We start from the raw sequence: 13,903 nt of genomic DNA, 5'->3' as shown, positions 1-13,903 counted from the left end.
CGCGGACGCGGCTGAAAGCCCCCTCGCACCCCCGACTTGTATTAATTTCGCCACACTGTCGTGGCCCTGCATCAGCGATGCCGTTCCTGTCGCGACGCAACCGAGAGACGCCGTCCGACGCCCCGTCCGCGGAGAGCGGCGTGGTCGCGCCGCAGCCCTTCACCGCGCCGCCGCGGGGGCCCGGCTGGATCGGCGCCGCCGTCGTGGTCGTCGCGCTGATCTCGGCGAGCGTCACTTTCCTGATCCTGGCGGGCCTCATCAAGGTCACGCCGTCGCAGAACACCGGCATCACCCTGCTGGCGATCAACGTCGCGCTGGTGCTCTGCCTCGTCTTCGTCATCGCCTGGGAATCGCGCGTCTTCCTGCACGCGCGGCGGGCGCATGCGACGGTGGCGCGGCTGCACACGCGCATCGTCGGCTTGTTCAGCCTGATCGCGATCCTGCCGACGATCCTGCTCGCCATCGTGGCGACCGTGACGCTGGACCGCGGCCTCTCGCTCGGCTTCACCGACCGGGTGCGCGACGTGGTGCTGAAATCCGTGCAGATCGCCGACGCGCATCTGGAGAACCAGTGCCAGTCGCTGGCCCGCGAGATCCGCATCCTCACCGACGACCTGACCCGCGCGCGGCCCCAGTTCGACGTGAACCGCGAGTGGTTCGAGTCGTTCATGACCACCCGCGCCCAGGCGCTCGGCCTGCCGATCGCCAAGATCATGCGCGGGCCCAACGACATCGTGGCGCGGGCCAACATCGACGTCCTCAAGCAGACCCGGCTGCCCTCGGCCGCCGCCTTCGAGGACGCGGCCAAATCCAGCGACCCGATCTGCCTGCTGCCGAACGAGGGACGGGTCTTCGCAGCACTCCTGCGAATGCCGGCCTACGACAACGCCGTGCTCCTGGTGCAGCGCGAGGTCAGCCAGCTCGCCATCGACTTCCCCGGCGTCTCCCGCGCGGCGGCGGCCGAGTACCTCGCCTTCGACGACCTGCGCTACTCGATCCAAGTCACCTTCGCCTCGGTCTTCGTGCTGATCGCGCTGATCACCCTGCTCTCGGCGGTGTGGTTCGGGCTCAACTTCGCCAACCGGTTCGTGGCGCCGATCCGCCGCCTCATCAACGCCGCCGACGAGGTGGCCGCCGGCAATTTTTACGCGCGCGTTCCCGCCCGAAAGTCGGATGGGGATCTCGCGCATCTGGGCGAGAGCTTCAACACGATGACGCAGGAGCTGCGCCGCCAGCACGACGGCCTGCGGGCGGCCAGCGACCTAATCGACCGCCGCCGCCGCTTCACCGAGGCCGTGCTCTCGGGCGTGTCGCCGGGCGTGCTCGGCGTCGATGCGGGCGGACTCATCACCATCGCCAACCCGAGCGCGGAGAAGACCTTGGGATTCACCGCCGCGGAACTCGTCGGCCGCCCGCTGACCGAGGCGGTGCCGGAAATCGCCGCTCTCTTTCCCGAGGCCGAGGGGCGCCAGCGCGCGCTTCAGCAGCAGATCCAACTGGTTCGGGGCGGGCGCGAGCGCACCATCGCGGTGCGGGTCACGAGCGAGCAGGCGCAAGGGGAAGCCCGCGGCTACGTGGTGACGCTCGACGACATCACCGACCTCGTCACGGCGCAGCGCACCTCGGCCTGGGCCGACGTGGCGCGGCGCATCGCCCACGAGATCAAGAACCCGCTCACCCCGATCCAGCTCTCGGCCGAGCGCATCCGGCGCAAGTACGGCAAGGTCATCGTCGCCGACAAGGAGGTGTTTGAGCAGTGCACCGCCACGATCGTGCGCCAGGTCGATGAGATCAAGCGCATGGTGGACGAGTTCTCCTCCTTCGCCCGGATGCCCAAGCCGGCCATCACGCAGCAGGACCTCGCCGAGATCGGCCGGCAGAACCTGTTCATGCTGCGCATGGCGCATCCCGAGATCGATTTCCCGTTCGCCACAGAGGGCGAGGACGAGCGCAGGCGCGTGGTCGCGGCCTTCGACGTGCGGCTGTTCTCCCAGGCGCTGACCAACATCCTCAAGAACGCCGTCGAGGCGGTGCAGGCCGTGCCCGAGGACGTGCTGAGCGCGGACGGAGGCAAGGGCCGCGTGAGCCTCAAGCTCACCGTCGAGGGCGCCTTCGTGACCATCGACGTCACCGACAACGGAAAAGGCTTTCCGGCGGAGGGGCGCCAGCGGCTGCTCGAACCCTATATGACGACCCGCGAGGGCGGGACCGGCCTCGGGCTGGCGATCGTGTCGAAGGTGCTCGAAGAGCATGGCGGCGGGATCGAGCTCAACGACAACCCGGAGGGGCGCGGCGGACAGGTCCGCATGCGGCTGCCCCGGGAGGTCGGCGAGGGCGCCGGATCGGAACGGGACCGCCCGGCGGGCGCGCCGCGAGACGGGACGACGATGGACAAGAACAGGGAGGGCGCCATGGAAGCGCGACGCGTCGCGGAGATGCAGCCATGAGCGCCGACATCCTGATCGTCGACGACGAGGCCGACATTCGCGACCTCGTGGCCGGCATCCTCGACGACGAGGGCCACCGCACCCGCACCGCCGCGGGCTCCGACGAGGCGCTCGCCGCGATCGAGTCGCGCCGGCCCCACCTCGTCTTCCTCGACATCTGGCTCCAGGGCTCGCGCCTCGACGGGCTGCAGGTGCTCGACCTGATCAAGACCGGCCATCCCGACCTGCCGGTGGTGATGATCTCGGGCCACGGCAACATCGAGACCGCGGTCGCGGCCATCAAATCCGGCGCCTACGACTTCATCGAGAAGCCGTTCAAGGCCGACCGGCTGATCCTTGTCGCCGAACGCGCGCTAGAGGCCTCGCGCCTCAAGCGCGAGGTGCGCGACCTCAAGGTCCGCTCGGGGCAGGCAAGCCGCATCGTCGGCGGCTCGGTCGCCGTCAACCAGTTGCGCCAGACCATCGAGCGCGTGGCGCCGACCAACGCCCGCGTGATGATCTCGGGCGCGCCCGGCGCCGGCAAGGAGCTGTCGGCGCGCACGCTGCACGCGGCGTCGGCCCGCGCCAGCGGTCCCTTCGTCGTCATCAACGCGGCCACCATCACGCCCGAGACGATGGAAGCCGAGCTGTTCGGCGTCGAGGCGGGGGAGGGCCGGGTGCGCCGCGTCGGCGCGCTGGAGGAGGCGCATGGCGGCTCCCTCTACATCGACGAAGTCGCCGACATGCCGAAGGAGACGCAGAGCCGCATCCTGCGCGTCCTCGTCGATCAGAATTTTCAGCGCGTCGGCGGCACGGCTCGCGTCCATGTGGACGTGCGCATCATTTCCTCATCCTCCCGCGATCTCCCGGAAGAGATCGCGGGCGGGCGCTTCCGCGAGGACCTTTTTCACCGCCTCTCGGTGGTGCCGATCCGCATCCCCTCGCTCGCCGAGCGGCGCGAGGACGTGCCGGAACTCATCACCTTCTTCATGGAGCAGATCTCGGCCGCGACCGGCCTGCCGCGGCGGCGCATCGCCGAGGACGCGATGGCGGTTCTCCAGTCGCACGACTGGCCCGGCAACATCCGCCAGTTGCGCAACAACGTCGAACGGCTGATGATCCTGACCCAGTCGGACCCGGAGCAGGAGGTCACCTCCGAGATGCTGCCGACCGAGATCGGCGCCCTGGTGCCGACGACGCCGACGGGCGCGGGCGGCGAGAAGCTGATGAGCCTCGCGCTCCGCGAAGCGCGGGAGATCTTCGAGCGGGAATATCTCGTGGCGCAGATCGCCCGGTTCTCCGGCAACATCTCGCGCACCGCCGAGTTCATCGGCATGGAGCGCTCGGCGCTCCACCGGAAGCTGAAGTCCCTCGGCATCGGCCCGTAAGCCGGATCGACCGCCTACAGGATGGGTACGGCGTCACGCGAGCGCGAGGAAACGCTTGCGTCCGGAGAAGCTTCGCCCTGTAATATGCGCGGCTTGGGAAAGCGGTCTTCGACGGCGCCGGAGGTTTGACGCCTCGCACCGCCGAGACGAGGGAACGCGTCCTTCCGCGATGCCGGTGGCGAAACAAGGATAAGAAAAATGGCGGGCGAGCGCGCTCAGAACCTCCAAGACACGTTCCTCAACCATGTCCGCAAGAACAAGATTCCGCTGACGATCTTCCTCGTCAACGGCGTCAAACTCCAGGGCGTGGTGACGTGGTTCGACAACTTCTGTGTGCTGCTGCGCCGGGACGGGCACTCGCAGCTCGTCTACAAGCACGCGATCTCGACGATCATGCCTGGCCACCCCGTGCAGCTGTTCGAGCCGGACGAGACCGCGCCCGAGAAGGCGTGAGGACCGCGCTTCGCGGATGATGCGAGGTTGAACGTTTGGGCCTGACGACGATGATTTGATCGCATGAGTTGGAGCCGCCCGCAGATGCGCGCGTCGTCCGCAGAGTTCGGGGCGAGAGACTTTCGCCGTGCTCTCGAACGTCGCGCGCCGAAAGGCGTGCTCGCCGGGCAGGGAAAGGCGTCGATCCGCGACGCCTCCCGGCCCCATAGCTCATTGCGTCCCATCGAACACGGAGCCGGCTTCGCTGTCGCGAGTTGACCGGCGAGAGGCCCGAATGACAGAACTTCAGACGCCCGGCGAAGCGCGGCTCCAGCAGCAGGCCGCCCCCGAGGGCGAGATCGCCGCCTCGACCCGCACGCTGGTGGTCGGGCCCTATCTCACGCGCGCGGGCCAGCGCCTTGCGCCGGGCCAGCCGGAGAACATCCGCTCCGACGACGCGCGGCTCGACGAGGCGGTGGGTCTGGCCGCCGCGATCGAGCTCGACGTCGCGCAGGCGATCGGCGTGCATGTCCAGCGCCCGCGGCCCTCGACCTATCTCGGCAAGGGCCGAGTCGAGGAGATGGCGGGTCTCGTCAAGGCGGACGAGATCGGCCTCGTGGTGATGGATTGCGCTCTGTCGCCGGTGCAGCAGCGCAACCTCGAGAAGGCCTGGGGCACCAAGGTCATCGACCGCACCGGCCTGATCCTCGAAATCTTTGGACGGCGCGCCTCGACCCGTGAGGGCACGCTCCAAGTGGAGCATGCCCATCTGGCCTACCAAAAATCCCGGCTCGTGCGCTCGTGGACCCACTTGGAGCGGCAGCGCGGCGGCTTCGGCTTCCTCGGCGGCCCCGGCGAGACGCAGATCGAGGCCGACCGCCGGATGATCCAGGAGCGGATGACCAAGATCGAGCGCGACCTCGACGCGGTGACCCGCACCCGCGGCCTGCACCGCAAGAGCCGGGCGCGGGTGCCGTACCCGATCATCGCGCTGGTCGGCTACACGAACGCGGGCAAGTCGACGCTGTTCAACGCGCTGACGAAGGCCGAGGTCAAGGCGCAGGACATGCTGTTCGCGACGCTCGATCCGACGGCGCGGGCCACCAAGCTGCCGCACGGCGAGACGGTGATCCTGTCCGACACGGTGGGCTTCATCTCGGACCTGCCGACCTCGCTGATCGCCGCGTTCCGGGCGACGCTGGAGGACGTGATCGAGGCGGACATCCTGCTGCACGTGCGCGACGTCTCGCACGGCGACACCCAGGCCCAGGCCGAGGACGTGGAGCAGGTCTTGCGCGAGCTCGGGATCGAGGCGGATGCCGAGCGGATCGTCGAGGTGTGGAACAAGGCCGACCTGCTGGACGAGGGCGAGCGCACCCGGCTCCTCAACCTCGCGGCCGCCCATCGCGGCGCGGGGCCGGCGCCGATCCTCGTCTCGGCGCTCACGGGTGAGGGCCTGCCGGCCCTTTCCGAGCGGATCGAGGGGCAGGTGGCCCGCGCCCGCTCGACCTTCGCGCTGACGCTGCCGCCGGAGGACGGGGCGGCGCTGAACTGGCTCTACGAGAACGCCGAGGTGCTGGACCGGCAGGCGGAGGACAGCGGCGAGATCGCGCTGACGATCCGCATCGCCCCGGAAAAGGAACCGAGGTTCCTCAACCGCTTCGAAGCAGCTCGGAAAGTTGCCTCCCCGCAGTAATGGGTTCCCGAAGGGCAAGCCCTTCGGCGGGTCGTCAGGGCAGCGCCCTGACACGAAGAAGCCCGGTGCCGCTTGAGCGGCACCGGGCTTCTTCATTTCCGACTCAGTCCTTGGGCGCCGCGTGCGCCGCCATGGCGAGGCTGTTGCGCAACCCGCCGTCGCCGCCGACCACCTCGACGCGGGCGCCGGCCTTGGCACGCCGGGTCGCCCATTCCTGGATCATCTCCAGGCAGGTGTGATCGACGTGGTGGAGGTCCTGGGCGGCCAGCCGCACGGGGGTGCCCTCGGGGGTGCGCTCCAGGGCCTCGTTGAGGTGGGGCAGTTGGAGGAAGGTGGCCGAGCCCGAGAGGCGCAACTCCGGCACCGCCTGGAGCGTCCCGCCCTGCACCGTCTGTGCAGCGCCGCCCTCGATCCTGAGCCGCCCCTTGAGGAGGTGCGGCACCACCTGAACGAGGCTGAGGGCCAGCCCGATCAGCACGCCGGTGAGCAGGTCGGTGGCGACGACCATCACCAGGGTGACGAGCCAGATCGCGGCGGTGGCCAGCCCGTAGCGCTGGAGCAGGTGTTGGGCATGGGCCGGGCTGACGAGGCGCCAGCCGGTGACCACGAGGATGCCGGCGAGCGCGGCGGTCGGCACCAGCTTGAGCACCATCGGCAGGACGAGCAGGAAGGCGAGGATCCAGCTTCCGTGCAGGATGGTGGAGGCGCGGGTGGCGGCGCCCGCCTGAACGTTGGCCGAGGAGCGGACGATGACGCCGGTCATCGGCAGGCCGCCGGCCAGCCCGCAGAGCACGTTGCCGACGCCCTGGGCCCCGAGTTCGCGGTTGTACTGGGTGCGCGGGCCGTCGTGCATGCGGTCGACGGCGGCGGCGGAGAGCAAGCTCTCGGCGCTGGCGACGACGGCGAGCGTGATCGCCATGACGATCATGGCCGGCTCGGTGAGGCGGCTCCAATCGCCCGCACCCGGCAGGGCCACGGCCGAGAGGATGTTTTCGGGGACTTCGACACGCTTGACCGCGAGATTGCCGATGACCGCCACCAGCGTGCCCGAGACGACGCCGACGAGGGCGCCGGGCAGGAGCTTGAGCCGGCTAGGCCGCACCTTCTCCCAACCGATCATCGTCGCGATGGTGGCGAGGCCGACGACGATGGCGCCGAAGCGGTTGCCCTCGCCGGAGACGAAGTTGAAGAAGGCCGCCGGGATGGCCACGAGGTTGTCGAGGCCACTGGCCTTCGGGAGCGCATCGGTCAACACGTGGATCTGCGCCAGCACGATCAGCACGCCGATGCCGGCGAGCATGCCGTGGACCACGGCCGGCGAGATCGCCCGGAACCAGCCGCCGACCCGCAGCGCCCCGGCCAGCAGCTGGATCGCGCCCGCCGCGACGAGGACCGGCCCCAGCGCGTCGATGCCGTGGGTGCGCACGAACTCGAACACGATGACGGCCAGCCCCGCGGCCGGACCGCTGACCTGAAGCGGGGCGCCGGCGAGGAAGCCGACGACGAGGCCGCCGATCACGCCGGTGATGAGGCCGCGCTCGGCCGGCACGCCGGAGGCGATGGCGATGCCCATGCAGAGCGGCATCGCCACGAGGAAGACCACGAAGGAGGCGGGCAGGTCCCGCGCGAGGGTCGGCGGCAGAAGCCGCGAGAGGGAGGCGCGCATGGCCGTGCTCCTCATTCCGCCGCGACGGCGACGCGCGCCATCTCGGGCGCGGCGATGCGCTGGGCCGTCCGATGGGCGACCGGCATGTCGCCGGCTTGATCGATCGGCACGAACCGACCGGCCTCGCCGCAATAGGCCAGCACCTGGCCGCTCTCGATCTCGAAGAACCAGCCGTGCAGGCGCAGCTCACCCTTGGCGAGCCCGGCCGCGACGCTCGGATGGGTGCGCAGGTTGCTGAGCTGGACGACGACATTCTCCAGCGCCAGCGCCCGGTGATGGTCCTTCGGATCCATCTTGGCGGGGTAGGCCTCGCAGACGATCTGGCTCGCCGCATGGCTGTGGCGCAGCCACGCCGCGACGTTCGGCATGGCGGCGAGCGCCTCGGGCATCATCAGCCCCTTCATGGCGCCGCAATCGGAATGCCCGCAGACGACGATGTCGCGCACGCCGAGCGCCACCACCGCGTATTCGATCGCCGAGGAGACGCCGCCGTTCTGCTGGCTGAAGGGCGGGACGATGTTGCCGGCGTTGCGGCAGACGAACAGGTCGCCGGGGCCGGACTGGGTGATGTGTTCGGGCGAGACGCGGGAATCGGCGCAGGCGATGATCAGCGCCTGCGGATGCTGCCCGTCGCGGACCAGTTGCTGATACATCTGCTGCTGCCCCGGAAAGATACTTCCGCGGAAATTGGAGATGCCTTGAATGATATCGTCCACGCCGATCCTCGTTCTTCGAGACCGCTTGCACGTACAGTGCATTGCAGCGACTGAGATATTGGGGGCGGCAGGTCGGTTTTTGTCCCGCCGCAGGCGGTTTCGACTTTTGCAGACGGAGGCTAGCCCTGTTCCGACTTCGAATGACAGGGTGCGGATAGCCTCGGGGCGTTCACGAGACCGTGTGGCCGGGGCACGTTTTGTGCGGTGCGATCATCCCGAATAGGCGACAGCGCGCCACCGGGATGGCCCGGGACGGTCAGGCCCGAGAGGGCCGGCGCGGCGAGGCGGGAAGGCGGCGCGGCCCTTCGGCCGCGCCGCCTGGAATTCGCGTCAGCGCACGGCGCGGCGCTTCTTCGGCACGCTGCCGGTCGTCGCCCAGTTCGGATCGACGTCGCCGCGGCGGATCGCCGAGCGGACGGGGCCGCCCTTCACGCCGGCATTCTCGCTCAGCATGGGCGCGCCGAGGATCTGGCCGGTGCCCGCCCGCTGCGAGTGGAGCGAGCGGGGGTCGTGGTAGGGGTCGTCCTGGTAGCTGCTCATGAAGCCGCCACCGGCCGCCTGACGGCTGCCGCTGCCGGACTCCGCCTGAGCCGCCAGCGGCAGGCCGACCATCGCCAGAACACTGAAAGCAACGATACCCTTCATGACACGCCCTTCCTCGATAATCCCTGAGACTTGAACTTTTTTGTTCGGTTTTCTTTGACGAATCGAGGCTATTACTTCGGGTTTTGTTTTGAAAGTGCGAATTGTCACGCAATTATATTTAAAAAATAATCCGCCGCTGCGCGACCGCCGGGTGCGCGCCGTCACGACGCAGGCCGGGTGGCGCCCGTGTCGCGGGATGCATTCAGAGGGCGGTGCCGGAAACATCGGATGGGGGAGGGGCGTGCATTCCCGCGACCGATGCGATCGATGGCCCCGAAAAGGGGTTGCGCGGGCGAAGGGGGAAAGCTAAGAGCGCCGAGCCCTCTGGGGCGTCGGAGTGTAGCGCAGCCCGGTTAGCGCACTAGTCTGGGGGACTAGGGGTCGTGGGTTCGAATCCCGCCACTCCGACCATTTTTTCTCTGCGATGACAGCGACATAGGCCCGATCTGACCGGCGGCAGCCTATCAACGTAGGGAGAACGACCGGCGCACAGCCGGCTCAGCGCTCCCGCGCTTTTGTCGGCGGCACAGTTCAGCAAGCCTCTTCGTATCCCCATGCGCCGCAGCTGCGGCCATCACGCCGCTGACCGCCTCACGGGGGGGCACCGTCCTGCACGGTCGGGCGCGTGGCCCGGAACGCGCCGAGCCCGACCACGGCGGTGCCGCCGAAGATGCGATAGGGCGAGGCTCCCGAGATTCCGGAGCAGTCGATGCCTTGCACCACGATGCCTATGGCGTTGGGATTGTCCGCAAAGCAACTCTTCTCGCCCGCAGTGCCGCTGCCTCGGACGGTGTAGTCCGCGAGGTGAGAGTCCGAGCCGTTCTCGTCGCCGTTGGAGGCGTAGAGCGCCCCGCCGTTGCCGGTGAGCGTGCCCATCATGGCGGTGCTGGCGACATCGGGCTGGGACTTGTCGAGCGTGTAGGTACCGACGCCGCCCGTACCGGTGCCGCCGGTTTGGATCGTGCTCGCGACGACGCCTGGGCCGGTGACGCTCTGTCCGCGCTGCACCTTGCCGCTCGTGACGCTCGTGACCGTCAGGGTGCTGCCCGAGATCGAGCCCGTGAAGGCCGAGTCCTCGATCGCGCCGGTGTTGAAGCGCTCGCAGGTGCCGCCCCGGACGATGGTGCGCCCGCCGGAATAGGACAGGCACGCGCTGGAGACGTTGGACACCCGCGAGTCGGCGATCAGCGTGTTCGCGCCATGGAACTCCAGCCCGGTGTCGTAGAGGCTGTCGCCGCCCGCATCGGACGGGCCGTCGTGGACGAAATCGCCGATGCTGGTGTGGTAGGTCGCCTGCTTCGAGGTGTTCATGCCCGGCCCGGAGCAGAACGGCCCGATCTCGTTGCTGCGGGTCGTGTGCATCGGCGAGTCGATGCTCATGTTGGTGTTGACGAGGCGGTTGTTCTCGATCGTCCAGCCGTAGGTCGAGGTGAGGTGGATCGGCCCGGCCGGCACGGTGCTCGGCACGGCCTTGTTGAGGATGTAGGAGCCGCCCTGGCCCGTGCCGGTGGCGAGAGCGGTGACGTAGAGATCGCGCGGCAGGGACGGGCCGCCCACGACGGCCTGCCCGACCTTGATGGCGTAGGGCGGCTTCGTCGGGTCGGGCGGGTCCGCCACGGTCAGGGTGTTGCCCGAGATCGGGGCGGTCCGAAACGACGACAGCGCGTAGCTGCCGCCGATAAAGATGCCGGTGTTCGAGAGCCAGTCGGCGACGCAGTCGCGCGGCTGGATGCGGTTGCTGCGGAGCACGCCGTTGGTCGAGCCTACGACGTGAACGTGAAACCACCGGTCGCCCGTCGTCCCGACGATCGCGACGTTCTCGATCCGGGCGCGGGTGTTGTTGGTGATGTAGAAGGCGCTGCACACGCCGCCCGTGTTCGCGCAGGTGGCGCCGTTCCAGTCGATGGTCAGGTCGCGGGCGCCGAAGTCCGCTCGCCCGGCGCCCCAGGCGAACAGGTTGACGGCGCAGCTCGTGCCCGTGAACTTGATCCGGGTCCGGCCCGTGCCGGCACCGACCAGGGTGGTGTTGGAGCGGAAGTAATGATCCGTCGGACACTCGCCGACCTCGTACTGCCCCGGCGGCAGGAACACGGTCGGCGAAGTCGGATCGGCGCGGATCGCGGCGAAAGCGGCGGTCGCGTCGATGCCGGGACTGCCGCCGGCTCCGTACTGGGAGAACGGCACCGTCCCGCCACCCAACGACGGCGGCGCCTGCGCCAGGGCGAGCGAGAGCGCCGCGAGGAAGGCCACGGCGAGAAGAGGGATGGCGCGCCGGATCATCCGCAAGCTCCCACGAGGTTCGTGTACGACGAGTGGACCACCCGCGTGTCGAGGTCCGGGATTCCGAAGGGATTATCCCTTCAGCGGGGCGCGGGGCGGCGCCCCGATCCCCTTCGACCAGGGCTCTGCCCTGGACCCGCGAAAGGACTCGTCCTTTCGAAACCTCGATTTTCGCTTCAGCTTCGCTCGCGGCGTAGGCGCACGATGGCGCGGTCGAGGGCGCCGAGGAAAGCGGAGCGGTCGCTCTTGGAGAACGGCTTGGGGCCGCCGGTGATGGCGCCGGCCTCGCGCAGCTCCTGCATCAGGTTGCGGGTGGCGAGCGCCATGCCCACGGACGCGTCGGTGAAAGCCTTGCCGGTCGGGCTCAGCGCCATCGCGCCGGCCTTCACGCAGCGGCTCGCCAGGGGCACGTCCGCGGTGATGACGACCGCGCCGGGGCTCGCCCGCTCGGCGATCCAGTCGTCGGCGGCGTCGAATGTGTCGCCGACGACCACGCGCTCGATCCAGGGCTCGCGCGGCAGGTTGAAGAAGCTGTTCGAGACGACGAAGACGTGCAGCCCGTAGCGCGCCGCCACGCGAAAGACCTCGTCCTTGACCGGGCAGGCGTCGGCATCGACGTAGATGCGGATCGGGTCGGGCGTGCTCATGCCGTGCGCCTCGCCGAGAGGACGATGCGGGCTGCGGCCCGGCTTGGCTCCTCGTCTCCAGTAAGCCGCATCATGCCGTCGATGCGGCTCAGAGCGTCGAGTTGGGTCCGTCGGGCCGGGCCGCCGGCCATCAGCGGGGCCAGGGTGTCGGCGAGGCGCTCGGGCGTGCAATCGGCCTGCACGAATTCCGGCATGGCATTCTCGGACAGGATCAGGTTCGGCAGGACGATGGTCGGCACTTGGATCAGGCGCCGGGCGATCACCTCCTCGACCCGCGAGACCTTGTAGGCCACCACCATCGGCACGCCCGACAGCGCGAGTTCGAGGGTGACGGTGCCCGACGCCGCGAGCGCCGCCCGCGCCCGCCGGAAGGTCGCGTGCTTGGCGGCCTCCCCGTGGACGATGCGGGGATGCCGATCCCAGGCGACCGCGAGGCGCTCGATCAGCGCCTTGTGGCGGCTCACCGCCGGCAGTTCGACCTCGAACGGGCCGACGCGCTTGGTCAGTTCCGCGATCGCCCGGCCGAAGACCGGCATCAGCCGCTCGATCTCGGAGCGGCGCGAGCCCGGCAGCACGGCGAGCACCGGCGGACGACCCTCGCGGATCGCCTGCTCCTCAGGCGAAGGGCGCAGTTCCGCCAGACGCTCGATCAGGGGGTGGCCGACGTAAGAGCAGGGCGGGCCGCCGAGACGGCGATGCGCCTCCGGCTCGAACGGGAGCAGGGCGAGCACATGGTCAATGAACGGCACCATGCCCTTGGCCCGCCACGGCCGCCACGCCCAGACGCTCGGCGAGACGTAATCGACGATCGGCAGGCCGGGCAGGCGCCTGCGCACACGGGTCGCGACCGCGTGGGTGAAGCCGGGGCTGTCGATGATGACGAGCACGTCGGGACCGGCCGCCACCACGTCGTCCACGGTCTCGCGGATGCGCCGCAGCAGGGTGCGGGCGCGAGCCAGGACGGGCAGGTAGCCCATCACCGCCACGTCATCGATGGGGAAGAGCGACGAAAAACCCTCCGCCGCCATGGCCTCGCCGCCGACGCCGCCGAGGGTCAGCGGCTGGGGCGAGAGGGCGCGGAGCGCCCGGATCAGCTTGGCGCCGAGCTGGTCGCCGGAATCCTCGCCCGCCACCAGCCAGATCTTTTGGTGGTGGCTCACGGCGCGACCTCCAGGCCGACGAGGAACAGGCCTGCGGCATCGGCTGCCGCGACGGTCTGATCGACATCGATCACCAGGGTATACCCCGCGCCGATGGCGATGCCGGCACAGCCCGCGGCGGCCGCGCGGTGGATCGTGCGCGGGCCGATCGCCGGCAGGTCGATGCGCAGATCCTGGCCGAGCTTGGGCAGCTTCACCAGCACCGTGCCCTTCGGCGCGCTGCCGTAGCCGAACGGCTTGCGGCCCAGCGCCCGGGCGCGGATCAGCATCCGGTCGGTGCCCTCCGGCCCCTCGACCGCGATCACGCGCTCGGCGGCGACCACCGCGGCCTGTCCGACATCGAAGGGGCTCAGCGCGCCGAGCATGGCGCGGCCGGTGGCGATCGACAGGTCCGCATCCTTGTCCGGGGCGTGGCGGCCGTGGCGGCCGGGCCGCCCGAGCAGGTCGGGGGCGACCTCGTGGACCCCGAGCACCCGGTGGCCGTTCTCTTCGAGCAGCGCCAGGACGGCGCGCAGCAGCCGGTCGTCGCCGCCGGCCAGCCCCCGCAGGATGTCGCGGTTCCTCACCGCGTGGGCGGCGTTGAGGAGCGCCGCCGGGCTCGGGCGGGCGACGCCGCCCGCCGGGACCACGGCGTCCGGCGCCCACTCCTTGAGGATGCGCAGGGTGCCGGGGATGTCGAGGAGATCGACGGTCGCGTCGGCACGCGCCCGCATCGCCCGCTCGGTGAAGCCGCGCACGGCCAGCACCCGGAACGGCCGGCCCGCCCGCTCCAGCGAGGCGGCGACGAGTTCGGGAAGGCGGCCCGCCCCGGCCACCAGCGCGAGCGGCCGGGCAGCCCCCTGCATGA

At 69.8% G+C, this 13,903-nt stretch carries 11 protein-coding genes and 1 tRNA gene; 5 read left to right on the top strand and 7 right to left on the bottom strand.

What is annotated here, in order from left to right; translation table 11 throughout:
- Positions 1–77: 77 nt before the first annotated feature.
- The 4 genes from ASG52_RS01665 to hflX all read left to right on the top strand — a co-directional run bounded on the left by ASG52_RS01665 (position 78) and on the right by hflX (position 5,942).
- Complete coding sequence (locus ASG52_RS01665) at positions 78–2,447, top strand: sensor histidine kinase NtrY-like (protein ID WP_056238112.1); 2,370 nt, start codon at positions 78–80, stop codon at positions 2,445–2,447.
- A complete protein-coding gene (gene ntrX / locus ASG52_RS01660; RefSeq protein ID WP_056238111.1) occupies positions 2,444–3,814 on the top strand; it encodes a nitrogen assimilation response regulator NtrX in 1,371 nt (456 codons plus the stop codon). Before ASG52_RS01665 ends, ntrX begins: the two co-directional genes overlap by 4 nt.
- A gap of 198 nt (positions 3,815–4,012) precedes the next feature.
- A complete protein-coding gene (gene hfq / locus ASG52_RS01655; protein WP_003600267.1) occupies positions 4,013–4,267 on the top strand; it encodes an RNA chaperone Hfq in 255 nt (84 codons plus the stop codon).
- 274 nt (positions 4,268–4,541) lie between these two features.
- The gene (hflX, locus tag ASG52_RS01650) at positions 4,542–5,942 is read left to right on the top strand and encodes a GTPase HflX (protein ID WP_056238108.1); all 1,401 of its coding nucleotides are present in this window, start codon (positions 4,542–4,544) and stop codon (positions 5,940–5,942) included.
- A 103-nt stretch (positions 5,943–6,045) separates the two neighbouring features.
- On the opposite strand, the gene ASG52_RS01645 is transcribed toward hflX, so the two are convergent.
- The 3 genes from ASG52_RS01645 to ASG52_RS01635 form a co-directional block, all read right to left on the bottom strand.
- Positions 6,046–7,608: a SulP family inorganic anion transporter gene (locus ASG52_RS01645; protein ID WP_056238104.1), complete on the bottom strand. Its 1,563-nt coding sequence runs from the start codon at positions 7,606–7,608 to the stop codon at positions 6,046–6,048.
- An 11-nt stretch (positions 7,609–7,619) separates the two neighbouring features.
- Entirely contained in the window at positions 7,620–8,324 is a 705-nt protein-coding gene (locus ASG52_RS01640) for a carbonic anhydrase (protein WP_056238101.1), read from the bottom strand.
- Between the two features lie 330 nt (positions 8,325–8,654).
- Entirely contained in the window at positions 8,655–8,969 is a 315-nt protein-coding gene (locus ASG52_RS01635; protein WP_056238100.1) for a hypothetical protein, read from the bottom strand.
- Positions 8,970–9,302: 333 nt separating this feature from the next.
- On the opposite strand from ASG52_RS01635, the gene ASG52_RS01630 reads away from it, so the two are divergent.
- Positions 9,303–9,380 (top strand) — tRNA-Pro (locus tag ASG52_RS01630).
- A gap of 180 nt (positions 9,381–9,560) precedes the next feature.
- On the opposite strand, the gene ASG52_RS01625 is transcribed toward ASG52_RS01630, so the two are convergent.
- From ASG52_RS01625 to ASG52_RS01610, 4 genes are all read right to left on the bottom strand, one after another.
- Positions 9,561–11,249: a hypothetical protein gene (locus ASG52_RS01625; RefSeq protein ID WP_056238097.1), complete on the bottom strand. Its 1,689-nt coding sequence runs from the start codon at positions 11,247–11,249 to the stop codon at positions 9,561–9,563.
- A gap of 176 nt (positions 11,250–11,425) precedes the next feature.
- Positions 11,426–11,896: a YaiI/YqxD family protein gene (locus ASG52_RS01620; RefSeq protein ID WP_056238094.1), complete on the bottom strand. Its 471-nt coding sequence runs from the start codon at positions 11,894–11,896 to the stop codon at positions 11,426–11,428.
- Complete coding sequence (lpxB, locus tag ASG52_RS01615) at positions 11,893–13,056, bottom strand: lipid-A-disaccharide synthase (protein WP_056238092.1); 1,164 nt, start codon at positions 13,054–13,056, stop codon at positions 11,893–11,895. Before lpxB ends, ASG52_RS01620 begins: the two co-directional genes overlap by 4 nt.
- Positions 13,053–13,901, bottom strand: coding sequence for an LpxI family protein (locus ASG52_RS01610; protein ID WP_056238090.1), 849 nt, complete (start codon positions 13,899–13,901; stop codon positions 13,053–13,055). The genes lpxB and ASG52_RS01610 overlap by 4 nt, the downstream gene beginning before the upstream one ends.
- Positions 13,902–13,903 lie beyond the last annotated feature (2 nt).

Source organism: Methylobacterium sp. Leaf456 (genome assembly GCF_001425465.1).
In the GTDB taxonomy this organism is placed as follows: domain Bacteria; phylum Pseudomonadota; class Alphaproteobacteria; order Rhizobiales; family Beijerinckiaceae; genus Methylobacterium.
Note: the sequence above shows the minus strand (reverse complement) of the source record. Positions and strands in the feature narration are given on the sequence as shown.

What these genes read in the sequence shown, in the direction of transcription:
- hfq (WP_003600267.1), top strand. Translation starts at nt 4,013, where the DNA reads ATGGCGGGCGAGCGCGCTCAGAACCTCCAAGACACGTTCCTCAACCAT.
- ASG52_RS01635 (WP_056238100.1), bottom strand. Translation starts at nt 8,969, where the DNA reads ATGAAGGGTATCGTTGCTTTCAGTGTTCTGGCGATGGTCGGCCTGCCG.
- ntrX (WP_056238111.1), top strand. Translation starts at nt 2,444, where the DNA reads ATGAGCGCCGACATCCTGATCGTCGACGACGAGGCCGACATTCGCGAC.
- ASG52_RS01610 (WP_056238090.1), bottom strand. Translation starts at nt 13,901, where the DNA reads ATGCAGGGGGCTGCCCGGCCGCTCGCGCTGGTGGCCGGGGCGGGCCGC.
- ASG52_RS01620 (WP_056238094.1), bottom strand. Translation starts at nt 11,896, where the DNA reads ATGAGCACGCCCGACCCGATCCGCATCTACGTCGATGCCGACGCCTGC.
- ASG52_RS01645 (WP_056238104.1), bottom strand. Translation starts at nt 7,608, where the DNA reads ATGCGCGCCTCCCTCTCGCGGCTTCTGCCGCCGACCCTCGCGCGGGAC.
- ASG52_RS01665 (WP_056238112.1), top strand. Translation starts at nt 78, where the DNA reads ATGCCGTTCCTGTCGCGACGCAACCGAGAGACGCCGTCCGACGCCCCG.
- hflX (WP_056238108.1), top strand. Translation starts at nt 4,542, where the DNA reads ATGACAGAACTTCAGACGCCCGGCGAAGCGCGGCTCCAGCAGCAGGCC.
- ASG52_RS01625 (WP_056238097.1), bottom strand. Translation starts at nt 11,249, where the DNA reads ATGATCCGGCGCGCCATCCCTCTTCTCGCCGTGGCCTTCCTCGCGGCG.